Below are 13,436 nucleotides of genomic sequence, written 5' to 3'. Positions count from 1 at the left end.
GAATAGACATGGCAACCGAAATTCTCATGCCCGCGCTTTCGCCCACGATGGAAGAAGGCACATTGGCCAAATGGCTGATCAAAGAAGGCGATACCGTGAACTCCGGCGATATTATGGCCGAGATCGAAACCGACAAGGCGACGATGGAGTTCGAGGCCGTTGACGAAGGCATCGTCGGCAAGATCCTCATCCCCGAAGGCACCGAAGGGGTCAAGGTCAACACCGCCATCGCGATCCTGGTGGAAGAAGGTGAAGACGCCTCTGCCCTGCCCGCGGCAGCACCCGCCGCCGCAGCGGTTGCCGAGGCCGCCCCTGCGGCGGTTGAGGCGCCCGCTTCTGTCGCGGCGGCGCCTGCTGCGCCACAGGTTGACCTGTCCCCCGACTGGCCAGCGGATGCCGAAATGGCACAGCACACTGTACGTGAAGCCTTGCGCGATGCGATGGCCGAAGAGATGCGCCGCGACGAAGACGTGTTCCTGATGGGCGAAGAAGTCGCCGAGTATCAGGGCGCTTACAAGGTCTCGCAGGGTCTGCTGGACGAGTTTGGCGCGAAACGCGTGATCGACACACCGATCACCGAACACGGATTCACCGGCATCGGTGTCGGCGCTGCATTTGGTGGTCTGAAACCAATTGTCGAGTTCATGACCTTCAACTTTGCCATGCAGGCGATGGATCAGATCATCAATTCGGCCGCCAAGACGCTCTATATGTCCGGCGGTCAGATGGGCTGTCCGATCGTCTTCCGAGGTCCCAACGGTGCCGCCGCCCGCGTGGCCGCCCAGCACTCGCAGGACTACGCCGCATGGTACATGCAGGTGCCTGGCCTCAAGGTTGTGATGCCCTATTCGGCGGCGGACGCCAAAGGTCTTTTGAAGTCCGCCATCCGCGATCCCAACCCGGTAATCTTCCTCGAAAACGAGATCATGTATGGGCGCTCGTTCGACGTGCCGCAGGTTGAGGATCTGACCATCCCGCTGGGCAAGGCACGCATCTGGCGCGAGGGCGCGGATGTGACCATCGTCAGTTTCGGTATCAGCATGCAATATGCGCTTGAGGCCGCGGACAAGCTGGCCGAAGAAGGGATCAATGCCGAGGTCATCGACCTGCGCAGCATCCGTCCGATGGACACCGGTGCGATCATCAACTCGGTGATGAAAACCAACCGTCTGGTGACCGTTGAAGAAGGCTGGCCGCAAGGGTCCGTCGGCAACTACATCAGTTCCGTGGTGATGCAGGAAGCGTTCGATTATCTGGACGCCCCGGTGATCAACCTCACCGGTAAGGATGTTCCGATGCCCTATGCCGCGAACCTGGAGAAGCTGGCCCTGATCACCACGGATGAGGTGATCGCGGCGGTGAAACAGGTGACCTACCGGTAATGGAGATCAGGGGCCGCGATCCAGCAACCGAATGCTACCGTGTCGACATCACCATCGCCGACCGTACCGTGACGGCGCTGGTGCCGGAACGGCTGGCGGCGGATACGCATCTGACCGGTTCGCGCCCCTCTCATCAGACAGCCTATGAATGGATGGCTGAGAACAAGAAAAAAATCGAAGCTGCGATTGCGACTCTCGCACGCGGCACGGGGCGCCCCGAAGCGCCCTATGACCAAATTACTCTGATTGAGGAGCGCTGAGATGCCCACCGAAATCCTGATGCCCGCCCTGTCGCCGACGATGGAAGAAGGCACGCTTGCAAAATGGCTTGTCAAAGAAGGTGACACCGTCTCCTCCGGCGATCTGCTGGCCGAGATCGAAACCGACAAGGCGACCATGGAGTTCGAGGCTGTTGACGAGGGCACTGTCGGCAAGATCTTGGTTCCGGAAGGAACCGAAGGGGTGAAGGTCAATACCGCCATTGCGGTCCTGCTGGAAGAGGGCGAAAGCGCAGATGATATCGCTGCGACGCCCGCCAAGGCGCCAGAGGCGGCCCCGGCCGCCGATGCGGGCAACGAGGCTGCCGCGCCAGCGGCACCCGAGGCGCCCGCCCCTGCTCCGGCGGCTCCGGTCAAAGCGGATGGGGGCCGTATCTTTGCTTCCCCTCTGGCCCGTCGCATCGCCGCGCAGAAAGGTCTTGATCTGGCGCAGATCAGCGGTTCAGGTCCGCATGGCCGCATCGTCAAGGCGGATGTGGAAAGCGCAACTGCCACCGCGCCTGCACCCGCCGCTACAGCAGCAGCATCGGCGCCTGCCGCTGCACCGACTGGTCCATCGGCCGATATGGTCGCGCGGATGTACGAGGGTCGCGAATACGAAGAAATCCAGCTCGATGGTATGCGCAAAACCATCGCCGCCCGTCTGGCCGAAGCCAAGCAGACCATCCCGCATTTCTACCTGCGCCGCGATATCAAGCTGGACGCTCTGTTGAAATTCCGGAGCCAGCTCAACAAGCAGCTGGAAGCGCGCGGTGTGAAGCTGAGCGTCAATGACTTTATCATCAAGGCTGTTGCAAACGCTCTGCAGCAAGTTCCTGAATGCAATGCCGTCTGGGCGGGCGATCGGGTTCTGCAACTGAAGCCCTCGGATGTGGCAGTCGCCGTCGCCATCGAAGGCGGCTTGTTCACCCCGGTTCTACAGGACGCCGACACCAAATCACTGTCTGCGCTGTCGACCGAGATGAAAGACCTCGCAGCCCGTGCGCGTGAACGCAAGCTGGCCCCGCATGAGTATCAGGGCGGCACTTTCGCGGTCTCGAACCTTGGCATGTTCGGCATCGATAATTTCGACGCCATCGTAAACCCGCCGCATGCAGGCATTCTGGCGGTCGGAACCGGTCTCAAGAAACCTGTTGTCGGCGATGATGGTGAATTGACGGTGGCAACCGTGATGTCGGTGACGATGTCTGTCGATCACCGGGTCATTGACGGCGCGCTTGGGGCGCAACTGCTGCAGGCGATCGTGGACAATCTGGAAAACCCGATGGTCATGCTCGCCTGAACCCACAGGACTGTATCAAAAAAGGCCGCCTAGTTCGGGGCGGCCTTTTTCGTTGAACTTGATTTGACCTACTGGTCTTTGCCGAGCATATGATCCATCGAAATCGACGGCTGATCACATCCCGCCTCTCCGACGATCTTGGCTGGGATACCGGCAACCGTCTTACAGGCCGGAACCTCCTGCAACACCACCGATCCGGCGGCAATGCGGCTGCAATGACCCACTTCGATATTGCCCAGAACCTTCGCGCCAGCGCCGATCAGAACACCGTTCCCAATCGTCGGATGGCGCTGTTCCTCTTCCTTGCCGGTTCCGCCCAGTGTCACCGAATGCAGCATCGAGACGTTGTCTCCGACTACAGCGGTCTCACCAATGACGATGGAGTGGGCATGGTCGATCATGATGCCCTTGCCAATCTTCGCGGCCGGATGAATGTCGATTCCGAATATCTCAGACGAGCGCATCTGGAAGAAATACGCCAGATCATGACGGCCCTTCCGCCACAGCCAGTGGGCCACGCGATAGGCCTGCATGGCCTGATACCCTTTGAAATACAGGATCGGCTGCAGCAAACGGTGGCAGGCCGGATCACGCTCGTAGACGGCCATCAAATCGGCGCGGGCGGCTTCGATCAGGCTGGCATCATCGGCATAGGCTTCATCCACGATTTCGCGCAGAACCATCATCGACATTTCATTCGACGACAGTTTTGCCGAGATCCTGTAGGACAAAGCGCGTTCAAGACTGCGGTGGTGCAGGATACAGGCATGCACCAGCCCGCCCATCAGGGGTTCTTTCTCAACGGCCGCAGTGGCCTCGGACGTGATGCGATCCCAGACCGGATCGACGGAAGTAACCTGGCTGCGCGTTTCAAACATGGCTTTTGATCCTTTGCTGCGCCTAGAATGCCATTTAGTGGCAAAAAGGCCAAACGCAAACCCGTGATCGACGAAGCAACGAAAATGAATGACTCCCAACGCGCCTATTTCAAGACCCGAATCCGTGATCGGCTGGCGGAGTTGGAAACCCTGTCCGCCTCCGGTCAGCAGGCGCAGGCCATCGTAGAGTTGGATCAACAGGCGATAGGGCGGCTCAGTCGTATGGACGCATTACAAAATCAGGCGATGGCCAAGGCGCAGCAGGCCAATCGCGATCTCGAGGTGCGCCGCCTGAACGCCGCTCTGGCCCGCATCAACGAGGATGAGTACGGCTATTGCGAGGACTGCAGCGATGACATTCCGCATGCTCGGCTGAATCTGGACCTGGCGGCGAGCAAATGCGTCAGTTGTGCCGCAGGCTGATACAGTTTCGCAGAAGCAATTCAAAACACTGGCAATATTGAACGCAGTCAAATCCGTGTTTGTCCGCCAAAAACCGTTCGCAGGCCGCCGCCATGAGCGCGCCGTTCTCGTAGAGCGGGTGCCGCCATCTGACATCTCCATGCAAAACGGGTCGCAGGGGATGTTTTACCCGACCGCCAGACGCGACACCGCACCGGGACCGTAGACAGCCGAGACCTGCGCCACCTCAACGTCGAAAGGACCCGTAAGGCCGTCAGCGGATTTCTGATCCCTCGTGTAGGTCCAGTGAGGTTCGGAAATCACAACCTCCCGCAACAGCACGCCCTCGGCGCGCACGCGCAGCAGATAAGATTCGCTTTCCTCCCCCAACGGAACATCCAGACCGGCCCAGTCATCTCCATCGACGCGCGTGCGTCGAATCCACGATATGTGATCCCCGGCTGCCGAAGGCATGGCCCTCAGATGCACCGGCGCATAGGGGCGCAACCCATTGCCGTCGAAGGTTTCAACCAGGTATTCATACGATGGGTCGTCATAGCTGCGGGTCGCAGGGCCGATGCGGTAATGTCTGGCCACACGCCGCTCGGTCCGTTGCAGGCTGGTCTGGTACACACGTTCATCCAGCAATACGAACATCGACCCCTCGGGCCAGACATCCGGCATCAGCGCATCCGTACCCAACTGTCCGCGCAACCGGCCGGACAGGGTATAGACGCCCGGATCCTGCAACGTGGCGTCCGCAAATTGAAACACCTCCCAGTTTCCAGGCGTGCCGTCCCCGATGGCCGCCAAGTTGGCACCGTTCAAAAGCGCTGCACGCGGCTGCGATTCCAACAGACCGTCGATCAGGTTGACCCGTAGCCCCGCACCTTCATCCCAGAGCCCGGAACCGGCGCGCGCAAGCGGGGTCTCGGTGAAGCCGATGGTGGCTTGTCCGGCAATCACATCGCGCAGCGCATAATCCTCGTCCGAGGCCGAGGCATAAACCGCAACGCTGCCAGGCCAGGGATCGGCAGACACCGCCAAATGCGGCGCATGCGGTTCCTCGGATCCCGTCATCAGCGGCAAATCCAGAAACACCGGCACGACGGGGACCGGCGCAACAAAGGGTTTGGCGGTAACCGCATCCTCCTGCAGTTCGCTCGCCGTATACACGCCGCGCTCGATCCGCACAGCGTCAGCCAGCTGCATCTCGGCCTTTTCCAAACGGTCGATGCGATAGAGCGCTCCGGCGTCCTCGCCGGACAGGCGCACCACATCCCCTGCGCCCAGATGCATCAGCGATGCTGGCAGGGCAAACCGCGCGGTCTCGCGCGAGACCCGCGCTTCGCTCAACCAGCGTTCAACAGTCTGGCGCCCCTCTACACGCGTCATCGACAGCGGCATTTCGTTGACGGACACCGCGTGCGTGCGGGTGTCCGGCAAGACCGCTTCTTCGGCCACCAGATCATGATCGGCATCGGATTGCACAAACCGTAACCGGACCCGACCGGTCATTTCGGCCTCGGCTTCGCGCCGATATTCGACACTGCCGTCAAGATCGGAACTGACCGCCAGATGATCGGGTATTACATCAACAGCGCCGCGACCGCTGCGCATCTGGAACCGCAGACGCCCGTCACGCTCAATGGCATCGAACCCATAGCGCAGCATGAGCGGCTGCAATGCCGCGCGCGCGTCCGAGACATCTTCGACCGCATAGCCGCGAACCGTACCGAACAGCGCCGAAACGTCGATATCCGTGACCCCGGCCCCGTGGCAGATTTCCGTCACAACGGACGCCAGCGTACGGCTGCCGGATCGACCGTTTAGCCAATGGCCCCGGGCATAGTTTTCACCATCGCTCCATTGGCTGCGCAGGTTGGGAAAGGTCGGATAGGGGCGCGCATCCCAGGCCCAGACATAGGCGTTGGACATATCCACCATTGGGCCACCATAGATGTCCGAGACCGGATTGATCTGCGGATCGCCCCAATACCCCAACATCGCCGTCAGATACTGCGCCTGCATGAAGTCGTCGCGCAGACCGTTGGAATACAAAGGCAAGCTGGATTCCGAAGACTTCGGATCCAGAAATTTGTTGGGCTGGTTGGTCCCTTTGTCGACCGCGGCGCAGCCCAGCTCGGTGAACCAGATGGGTTTCGAGCCCGGCACCCAATCGGTCGGGTCCTCCTGCCGGACACCCCCTATCCGTTCGTGATGCAGGTTGGACCACCAGCTGCGCAGATCCTTATAGCGCCAGATCCACGGCTCGTTATGGTCGCCATCCCCAATCGGGGTTCTGATCTGCGCCGCCGCCTCTTCAGGAGAGGCATAGAACCAGTCATACCCCTCACCGCCCTCGATGTTGCCGCGCAGATACGCCAGATCGTAAATCGAGCCGGACGCGGCATCCAGATGATCCTCACCCTCGCGCCAGTCCGACAAGGGCATGTAATTGTCGATGCCGATAAAATCGATGGCGTCATCCGCCCACAGCGGGTCGAGATGAAAATACCTGTCACCGCTGCCGGACGGCTGATAGCCGAAATACTCGGACCAGTCCGCCGCATATCCGATTTTGGTCTCCGGACCCAGGATCTGACGCACTTCGGCGGCAAGGTCTTTCAACTGGGCCACAGCCGGAAACCCGGACAGGCCGCGAATCTGTGTGAGCCCGCGCATTTCCGAGCTGATGCAAAAGGATGCCACGCCGCCGGCCGCCTTGCACAGCGCGGCATAATGAAGAATGAACCGGCGCAGACCCCATTCGTCGGGACCGCGATAGCTGACCGTCCCATCGCCAATGGCAAAATCGCTGGCGCGTGCAGAGCCGAAGAACGCGGCCACCTGTGTATCGGCCGCCGCCGTCTGGTCCGGGGACCCGTCCCGCCCCGGCGCCACATCCAATGTGATGCGCCCACGCCAGGGCAGATGCGGCTGATCCGGCGCATCCGACCACGGGTCGGGCAGGCCATTGCCCTGCAATTGTTCCATCAGAATAAACGGGTAGAACATCACCCGTTTGCCGGTGTTTTTCAGATGCTGAATGGCCTGCACAACAGCGGCATCCGCGGGCGTGCCCCCGTAAACAGGGCGATCATCCTGATAGGTCACAACCTGGGCCGATCCTCGGTTCAGGCCAGAAACGGACCATGGCATGTTCTGCCCGTCAATGTCGTCCCGCACCACCTTGGGTCGAATCCGGCACATCCCGCAGCGCAGATCATCCCCGAACCAGGACACAATCAGCGAGGCGGCGTCGCAGGCCGGCAGTTCTTTTTCAAGAGCCCGGGTCGAGGTCACCAGATCCGGCAGCCCAGAAGCGGAATTGACATTTGCGGCCCAGCTCTTGCCGCGTCCCTTGGAATAGTTCACCTGACTGCTGGCCAGCGCATATTCGCCGGTTCCCGGCATCAGCGCCACGCCGCGAACGATTTGGGACAAGGCATCGGGGCGGTCCGGCATGTCAGGCTGCACGGGACGTACCACTTCAAACGAGAATTGCGGGACGCGGTTTCCAAATGCCGCAAGCTGGAAATCCTCGATCACCACATATGCGGTTCCGCGATACGCCGGAACGCTGCCCGCGCCTTCGATGGCCTCGATCACAGGATCGGGCAGCTGATCGGGTGTTCCTTTGTAGATGCGCATGTTTAGACCGGCGCGCTCCAGCTCCTCACCATCGGCCCAGATGCGCCCCACATCGGCGATCTCGCCGGCTCCGACCGCGATGGCCAGGGAAATGGAATAGCTGTAGGTGACCGTTGTGACCTCTGGCGGTTTGGGCTTGCCCTTACCGCCTCCGGCCGACTGCGTGGTGGTCGACGTGCGGCGGGTTTCCAGAAAATCCGACGCCCAGATCACCTGCCCCCCAACGCGCATACGGCCAAAGATGGTGGCCACAGGCGCCCCTTCGCCGGTTTCCGTCAGGCGGAACCGGTCCATGCGGCCGGTTTCGACCACTTCGCTGCCGCCGCCCATCACGGACTGGCTCATCAGCCGCTGGTCGATAACCCGACCCAGAGTGGCACCAACCGCGCGGCCGATAACAGCGGTCGACAGACCCGCCACCGTGCCCCCGATGGAGCCTCCGAGCGCGGCACCGGCCGCAGAAAGAAGAATTGTAGCCATCAGAGCTCCTCCAACGGGAATTCGAAACAGGCAACGACCCGGCGTCGCCAAGGCTCGCTCAAGGCGCTTTCGACAACGCCATACCCGGAATAGGAATGAATAAAGCGCGCCTCTGGACCCGGCTCGCTAACAATCCCCAGATGTTTGGCGACGCCCCTGTCGCGCATCCGGAACAGAACCACGTCCGCAGTCGCCATCGCGTCGGAAGGTTTCTCTATCAAATGACGCCGGGCAGCCGCCCACATACGCTCTTCGCCCTGCGGCTCGGACCAGTCCATGCTGTAGACGGGCACCGCCTCGGGCTCATGCCCGATCACCGCACGCCACACACCACGCAGCAGTCCAAGACAATCCGCTCCGGCCCCCCTGACCGAAGCCTGGTGCACGTAAGGCGTGCCAAGCCAGCGGCGCGCCTCGTCAATAATGTCTGCTCTGCGACCGTTCACCGAATACTGCCCCCTGTGTTCGCCTTGTTCTGTTTGGGAACGGACATCACCCAATCCTCGCCGGGCAGATCCGGAAATCCTTGAAAGTTCAGCAGGTTGTTGAATTTCAGGCGGCAGGTCTGCATGCGTTTGTCGCATCCGGCTGTCAGCCTTACCCGATCTCCGACGGACAAACCGCCACCGATACCGGACCACAGCGTGATCTGGCGGCCAGCTTCAACCTGGCGGTCGTGCTGAACCGATGCCCACAGCCCCTTGGCCGGACCCGACAGAACGTCCAGTCTGCCACGCGAGAACCAGCCCTCGTCAGCGGTTTCACCCCCGCTCAGGCGCAGCAGGGTTCCGCCGTCAAAACCGGATATGTCCGCTTCAACCCAATATCCCGGCGCGTCCATGTTGAACCGGCAGTTCTTATCGCCCAGCACCGCCGTGCAGGGCTTTTGGTACAAGCGCCCCAACGGGCGGTTCAACAGGTCGGTCAACCCGCGCAATTCCGCGTGAAAGGCACCGCCGGCGCGGCGCAGTTCGCCAATCGAGCCCCGAAACTGCAACGCACGCTGATCGGGGTTCGCCCAATTGACCAACCAGGCCCGAACCTCGGCCCCGTCAAACCGACCCGCTTCGATATCGTCCTCGCGAACCGCCGCGTCGGACAAGGCGCCCATGGCCTCGGAATTGTCGATCGACAGGCCCGTGGCCTGTTCGATGGCCGCCGCCGTCAGCCCGGTACTGGCCTTGAAGGTCAAGCCGTCAAACCGCAGTTCCATATCGTGATCGGTAAAACCAAAGGTCTGCCCGTCGGTACGGGTAATCGCCCAACACCGGCAAACCGTCGTGAAGCCGCCTTGCAGATGTGCGTGCAGGCCGTCAGTATCCCCGCTCATCAGACCCGCACCTCGACCACTGGTACATTCGGGGCGTCACCCGCCTGAAAACTGGCCACGCTGGTTTGAATCCTGTCCGTATCGAACCGCACCGGAACATCGAATTCGAACCCGGCGGTGATCTCGACCTGCTCTGGCGGTGGATCGGCAAAAGTGACCGACCCTGTGTTCAGATCCACCTCAAAGTCTACACCTTCGCGCATCTCATCCTGGTCGATACCCAGCCGCACCGTGCCCAGCACCGGTTTGGCAATGGGCCGCACATAGCTGACCCCGCCCGAACTGTAGGTTTTGACCAGCTGAAACGCGGTCTGCGTGCCGTCGCCGCGGGCAATGACCTGATCCCCTTTGTCGACATTCGCTGACGCCGCGCCGGACTTGAAATCCGACCAGTCTTTCCAGCGGAACCCGAACATCTGACCCTGACGCGCCTCAAAAAACGAGATCAGCGTTTCGATATCGTCCAGCGACCGCATCCCAAGACCCGCATCGTAGCGCCTGCGCGAATGCGCCCAGGGCGTGTTGCGTTCCTCGAAACCGTTGGCCAGCGTCACGATATCCGTGCGCCGTTCCGGTCCCCCGACCGAACCAAAGCTCAGGCTGGCCGGAAATCTCACCTCGTGGAAATTCATGACTGTCTCCCGGACTTATCTGTTGCGATTGCCGCGTCCCAGGGCGCGGCTCATCTGGGCCGCGATCTGGCCCTGGCTGCGGCGAAATCCCTGCACATCGGGCGTGGTGATATTCATCACCACATTCACGGCGCGCCCGCCGCCAGAGTTGCGAACGCCCAGCTTGCCATCAGGTCCGCGGGCCAGCGGCATGATCGCCTCGGGCCCGGCCTCACCCATCAAACCGGTGCCGCCGCGCATTGGAAACGCGGTCGGCCCGCTGATCACGCCGCCGCTGGCAAACGGCATAACCCGGCCCTGGCTGAAGCTGCCGCCATCGGCAAAAGGCAAGAGCCCCTGAACCAGGCTACCAACACCATTGGCCAGCATGCCGCCGAAATGGTCCGTCACGGGCTTGATGGCCGCTGAATAGGCCGTGCGGATCATCGAGTTCTTCAGCACATCCAACGCATCCGACAGGTTCATCCCGTCCAGAACGACGCCATCAAAAGCCTTGCGCAATCCGCCGGACATGCCGCGTTCAAGCGTGGCCACATCCTTACCTGTCTCTTCAAAGGCCGCACTGATCCGTTTCATCTGGCCATCAAAGGCCGCTGCCATGGTGGCGGCATCCCCCAAAGCGTCGCCCAGCGCCTCTCCCTGCTCCTGCAGGTCGTCAAATCCATCACGATCCGTCATCACGCTCTCCTTGTGTCTTGTCCGGATAGGCCGCCAGCAAGGCATCCAGGCCCGCCCGGTTCATCGCCGGCATAACTGCGCCCTGCCCCAACATCAGCCGCAGCTCGGCCGGGGTCAGACGCCAGAACTGCTCCGGCGTCAGGCGCAAACCCAGTACCCCGGCCCGCATCAGCGCGGGCCAGTCGAACCCGCTCATGGCTCCGCTACCATGAAGGCCCGCGCCAGCAATTCGGCCGCTGCCTTGGCGCCTGCCATCGGCCCGCCTTCGATCTCGGCATGCAGCAGGTCGGCACGGCTCACTTCGGCCCCACCACCGCGCAAACCCGCGACAATTAACGCCAGCACATCGACGCTGGAGTAGGCCCCGCCTTCGAACCGCTGAACCAGGTCGACCAGCGAGCTTGCACCCAACTCCTGTTCCAGCTCCGCCAGCGCGCCCAGCGTCAGCTTGAGCACCCGTCGCTCCCCATCGATGGTCAATGCCACCTCGCCCGTCCACGGATTGGCCATCGATTTACAGCGCCGTAAAGATCAAGGCACCGGCGCTGGCCAGGCTCATCTCATAGGTCGCCTCGCCGTTATGCGAACCCGCATATTCGATGCCGGTCACCTGAAACGGCCCCTCGACAATGCCGAAATCGGGAATGATCACCTGAAACCCGGGTGTCTCGCTGTCGAAAAACAACTGCCGCGCCCGTTCGTCCGTGCCTGCATCCTTGAACACGCCAGAGCCTGAGATCGCCGCCGATTTGACGCCCGCGCCGGATAGCAACTCACGCCAGCCCCCCTGACTTTCCAGGCTGGTCACATCCACGCTTTCCGCGTTGAAACTGACCCTGGTGGCACGCAGCCCCGCGACAGTCTCGAACAGGCCCGAGCCGTTCATATCCACTTTGACCAGCAGGTCTTTTCCGTTCTGGGCACCCATATGCTCTCTCCAATGATTGCTTAGTCGTCTTCCACGCGGGCGCGGAATCTCAGGTCGATCTGGCGGGTTGCTCCACCGGTTCCCGTACGCCGCGCCGACGCGCGCTCGAACCACAACCCGACCACGCGGCCCCGACCGAGGTTTAGCGGCGCGTCTTCCAGCGCGTCACAGACCGCTCCGGCCAGAGTTTTTGCCGCGTTGAACCCTGCAACTTCGGACACCACGGACACCGTGAACCGATGTACCGCTCCTGCGCCGGATCGATCCGAAGCCTCTCGCACCTCTTCCGGACCCAGTGTGACATAGGTCTGCGGGACCGCCCCAGCAGGCGCAGCGTCATAGATTGCCCCTCCGGACAGGGTGTCGACCTCGGTGTCCGCCGAAAGCTGCTGAAACACCGCCGCCTGCAAAGCGGCTGAAACCCCATAGCTCATGCCGCCACCTCTTCATCCGCAAAGCACGTCAGGTATTGACCGCGTACATCCCTGTCGGCGACAGCCCGGATCACAAAACGACGGTTGCCCTCCCGGAACCGTTGATCCGGCGTGGGACGCATACTCGATCCCTCGGGCGCTCCCCGGACCACAATGCGATAACCGACCCGAGACACCGGGACACCGGAAATTGCACGCTCGGTGCCGCTGCGCGCGGTCACCTCGGCCCAAAGCGCCCCCAGAAACTGCCAGGTTTCGTCAAAGCCGCCAGCGCCATCCGCCACCCTGACCGGTGCCTCCAGCACCAGCTTGCGGTTCAGATGCGGCGCGCTCATTGCGTCACACCGGCGCCAAAGCGCACCATGCGATACCGCTGGATCAGACTGGTCACACCAAACGGCATGCAGCCATCGCTCAGCGCGGTTTCGTCGCGATATTCGTAGTAATGCGCCGCAAGCAACAACACTGCCTGCCCCAGATCCGCCGGCAACCCGCCCCAGTCTGCCGCCATACCTGCAATGAAAGCGATCCTGACCGATCCGCCAGTGGCAATCGCGGGCAAAAACGCACTGGCGGGTCGCAGCCTTGGGCGCTGACTGTCCGGTTCAAGCCGATAGACGACCGTATCCACAACACTCGCGTTGCCTGCCGCGTCGCTCATCGTTACATCCTCGACCGATGAGATCGGGGCGACTGGCAGTATCTCACCCGCCCGGTCCCGCCACGCACTCAAAGTCCATGAGAACTCCCGCGTAATCAGCACCTTACCGGTGCGTGCCTCAATGGCTGCAATCGCCGCGCGCAAAAAACCCTTCAGCACTTCGTCTTGCACGCTCTCTTCGGCAAACCCAGTACCCAGCCGCAGATGCGCCTTGAACTGATCCACCGGCAGCGCCGTATCCGCGATGGCGGTTTCTTCGATCAACATCATCCATTCACTCCGCAATCTCGGACCCCTCCGGGGCCGCATCCTTGGAAAATGACGGGCACGCGCCGCCCCACGTTGCTCGGACGGAGGGGAGCAGCTAGACAACGCAGGGGATCTCACCCCGGCCCGCGCCCGCCGCCCGGACCGCGG

The 13,436-nt window shown here is 61.8% G+C and carries 17 protein-coding genes; 4 read left to right on the top strand and 13 right to left on the bottom strand.

The genetic code is table 11. From position 1 onward, the window contains the following. Nucleotides 1-8: 8 nt before the first annotated feature. From ACR3ES_RS11765 to ACR3ES_RS11755, 3 genes are read left to right on the top strand one after another with little or no spacing between them, the layout of a single operon-like run. Nucleotides 9-1,382: a pyruvate dehydrogenase complex E1 component subunit beta gene (locus tag ACR3ES_RS11765; protein ID WP_170432711.1), complete on the top strand. Its 1,374-nt coding sequence runs from the start codon at nt 9-11 to the stop codon at nt 1,380-1,382. Further along, nucleotides 1,382-1,642 carry a hypothetical protein gene (locus tag ACR3ES_RS11760; RefSeq protein ID WP_170432714.1) on the top strand — a complete coding sequence of 87 codons (261 nt, stop codon included), beginning with the start codon at nt 1,382-1,384 and terminating at the stop codon, nt 1,640-1,642. The genes ACR3ES_RS11765 and ACR3ES_RS11760 overlap by 1 nt, the downstream gene beginning before the upstream one ends. A gap of 1 nt (nt 1,643) precedes the next feature. Then, nucleotides 1,644-2,942 carry a pyruvate dehydrogenase complex dihydrolipoamide acetyltransferase gene (locus ACR3ES_RS11755; protein ID WP_170432717.1) on the top strand — a complete coding sequence of 433 codons (1,299 nt, stop codon included), beginning with the start codon at nt 1,644-1,646 and terminating at the stop codon, nt 2,940-2,942. Between the two features lie 68 nt (nt 2,943-3,010). Here ACR3ES_RS11755 and cysE read toward each other — a convergent pair whose 3' ends face one another. After that, nucleotides 3,011-3,820 carry a serine O-acetyltransferase gene (gene cysE / locus ACR3ES_RS11750; RefSeq protein ID WP_170432720.1) on the bottom strand — a complete coding sequence of 270 codons (810 nt, stop codon included), beginning with the start codon at nt 3,818-3,820 and terminating at the stop codon, nt 3,011-3,013. Nucleotides 3,821-3,904: 84 nt separating this feature from the next. On the opposite strand from cysE, the gene ACR3ES_RS11745 reads away from it, so the two are divergent. Next, complete coding sequence (locus ACR3ES_RS11745) at nt 3,905-4,243, top strand: TraR/DksA C4-type zinc finger protein (RefSeq protein ID WP_170432723.1); 339 nt, start codon at nt 3,905-3,907, stop codon at nt 4,241-4,243. Here the strand turns inward: ACR3ES_RS11745 and ACR3ES_RS11740 are convergent. From ACR3ES_RS11740 to ACR3ES_RS11685, 12 genes are read right to left on the bottom strand one after another with little or no spacing between them, the layout of a single operon-like run. After that, nucleotides 4,224-4,388: a DUF7742 family protein gene (locus ACR3ES_RS11740; protein ID WP_480425374.1), complete on the bottom strand. Its 165-nt coding sequence runs from the start codon at nt 4,386-4,388 to the stop codon at nt 4,224-4,226. The genes ACR3ES_RS11745 and ACR3ES_RS11740 overlap by 20 nt on opposite strands. Nucleotides 4,389-4,408: 20 nt before the next feature. Further along, a complete protein-coding gene (locus ACR3ES_RS11735) occupies nt 4,409-8,356 on the bottom strand; it encodes a baseplate multidomain protein megatron (RefSeq protein ID WP_170432726.1) in 3,948 nt (1,315 codons plus the stop codon). After that, nucleotides 8,356-8,802 carry a C40 family peptidase gene (locus tag ACR3ES_RS11730; RefSeq protein ID WP_170432729.1) on the bottom strand — a complete coding sequence of 149 codons (447 nt, stop codon included), beginning with the start codon at nt 8,800-8,802 and terminating at the stop codon, nt 8,356-8,358. The genes ACR3ES_RS11735 and ACR3ES_RS11730 overlap by 1 nt, the downstream gene beginning before the upstream one ends. Beyond that, nucleotides 8,799-9,686, bottom strand: a complete 888-nt coding sequence (locus ACR3ES_RS11725) for a baseplate hub domain-containing protein (protein WP_170432732.1) — start codon at nt 9,684-9,686, stop codon at nt 8,799-8,801. The genes ACR3ES_RS11730 and ACR3ES_RS11725 overlap by 4 nt, the downstream gene beginning before the upstream one ends. Next, nucleotides 9,686-10,318 carry a DUF2460 domain-containing protein gene (locus ACR3ES_RS11720; protein ID WP_170432735.1) on the bottom strand — a complete coding sequence of 211 codons (633 nt, stop codon included), beginning with the start codon at nt 10,316-10,318 and terminating at the stop codon, nt 9,686-9,688. The genes ACR3ES_RS11725 and ACR3ES_RS11720 overlap by 1 nt, the downstream gene beginning before the upstream one ends. Nucleotides 10,319-10,333: 15 nt before the next feature. Beyond that, entirely contained in the window at nt 10,334-10,996 is a 663-nt protein-coding gene (locus tag ACR3ES_RS11715) for a phage tail tape measure protein (protein WP_170432737.1), read from the bottom strand. After that, nucleotides 10,983-11,192, bottom strand: a complete 210-nt coding sequence (locus tag ACR3ES_RS11710) for a rcc01693 family protein (RefSeq protein ID WP_170432739.1) — start codon at nt 11,190-11,192, stop codon at nt 10,983-10,985. Before ACR3ES_RS11710 ends, ACR3ES_RS11715 begins: the two co-directional genes overlap by 14 nt. Beyond that, nucleotides 11,189-11,506: a gene transfer agent family protein gene (locus ACR3ES_RS11705; protein WP_170432742.1), complete on the bottom strand. Its 318-nt coding sequence runs from the start codon at nt 11,504-11,506 to the stop codon at nt 11,189-11,191. Before ACR3ES_RS11705 ends, ACR3ES_RS11710 begins: the two co-directional genes overlap by 4 nt. A 4-nt stretch (nt 11,507-11,510) precedes the next feature. Next, nucleotides 11,511-11,924 carry a phage major tail protein, TP901-1 family gene (locus ACR3ES_RS11700; protein ID WP_170432745.1) on the bottom strand — a complete coding sequence of 138 codons (414 nt, stop codon included), beginning with the start codon at nt 11,922-11,924 and terminating at the stop codon, nt 11,511-11,513. 20 nt (nt 11,925-11,944) lie between these two features. After that, nucleotides 11,945-12,358, bottom strand: a complete 414-nt coding sequence (locus tag ACR3ES_RS11695) for a DUF3168 domain-containing protein (protein WP_170432748.1) — start codon at nt 12,356-12,358, stop codon at nt 11,945-11,947. Further along, nucleotides 12,355-12,693 carry a phage head closure protein gene (locus ACR3ES_RS11690; RefSeq protein ID WP_170432751.1) on the bottom strand — a complete coding sequence of 113 codons (339 nt, stop codon included), beginning with the start codon at nt 12,691-12,693 and terminating at the stop codon, nt 12,355-12,357. The genes ACR3ES_RS11695 and ACR3ES_RS11690 overlap by 4 nt, the downstream gene beginning before the upstream one ends. Next, nucleotides 12,690-13,289: a head-tail connector protein gene (locus tag ACR3ES_RS11685; RefSeq protein ID WP_170432754.1), complete on the bottom strand. Its 600-nt coding sequence runs from the start codon at nt 13,287-13,289 to the stop codon at nt 12,690-12,692. Before ACR3ES_RS11685 ends, ACR3ES_RS11690 begins: the two co-directional genes overlap by 4 nt. Nucleotides 13,290-13,436: the final 147 nt, after the last annotated feature.

This window comes from Ruegeria sp. B1, assembly GCF_056535885.1.
Note: the sequence above shows the minus strand (reverse complement) of the source record. Positions and strands in the feature narration are given on the sequence as shown.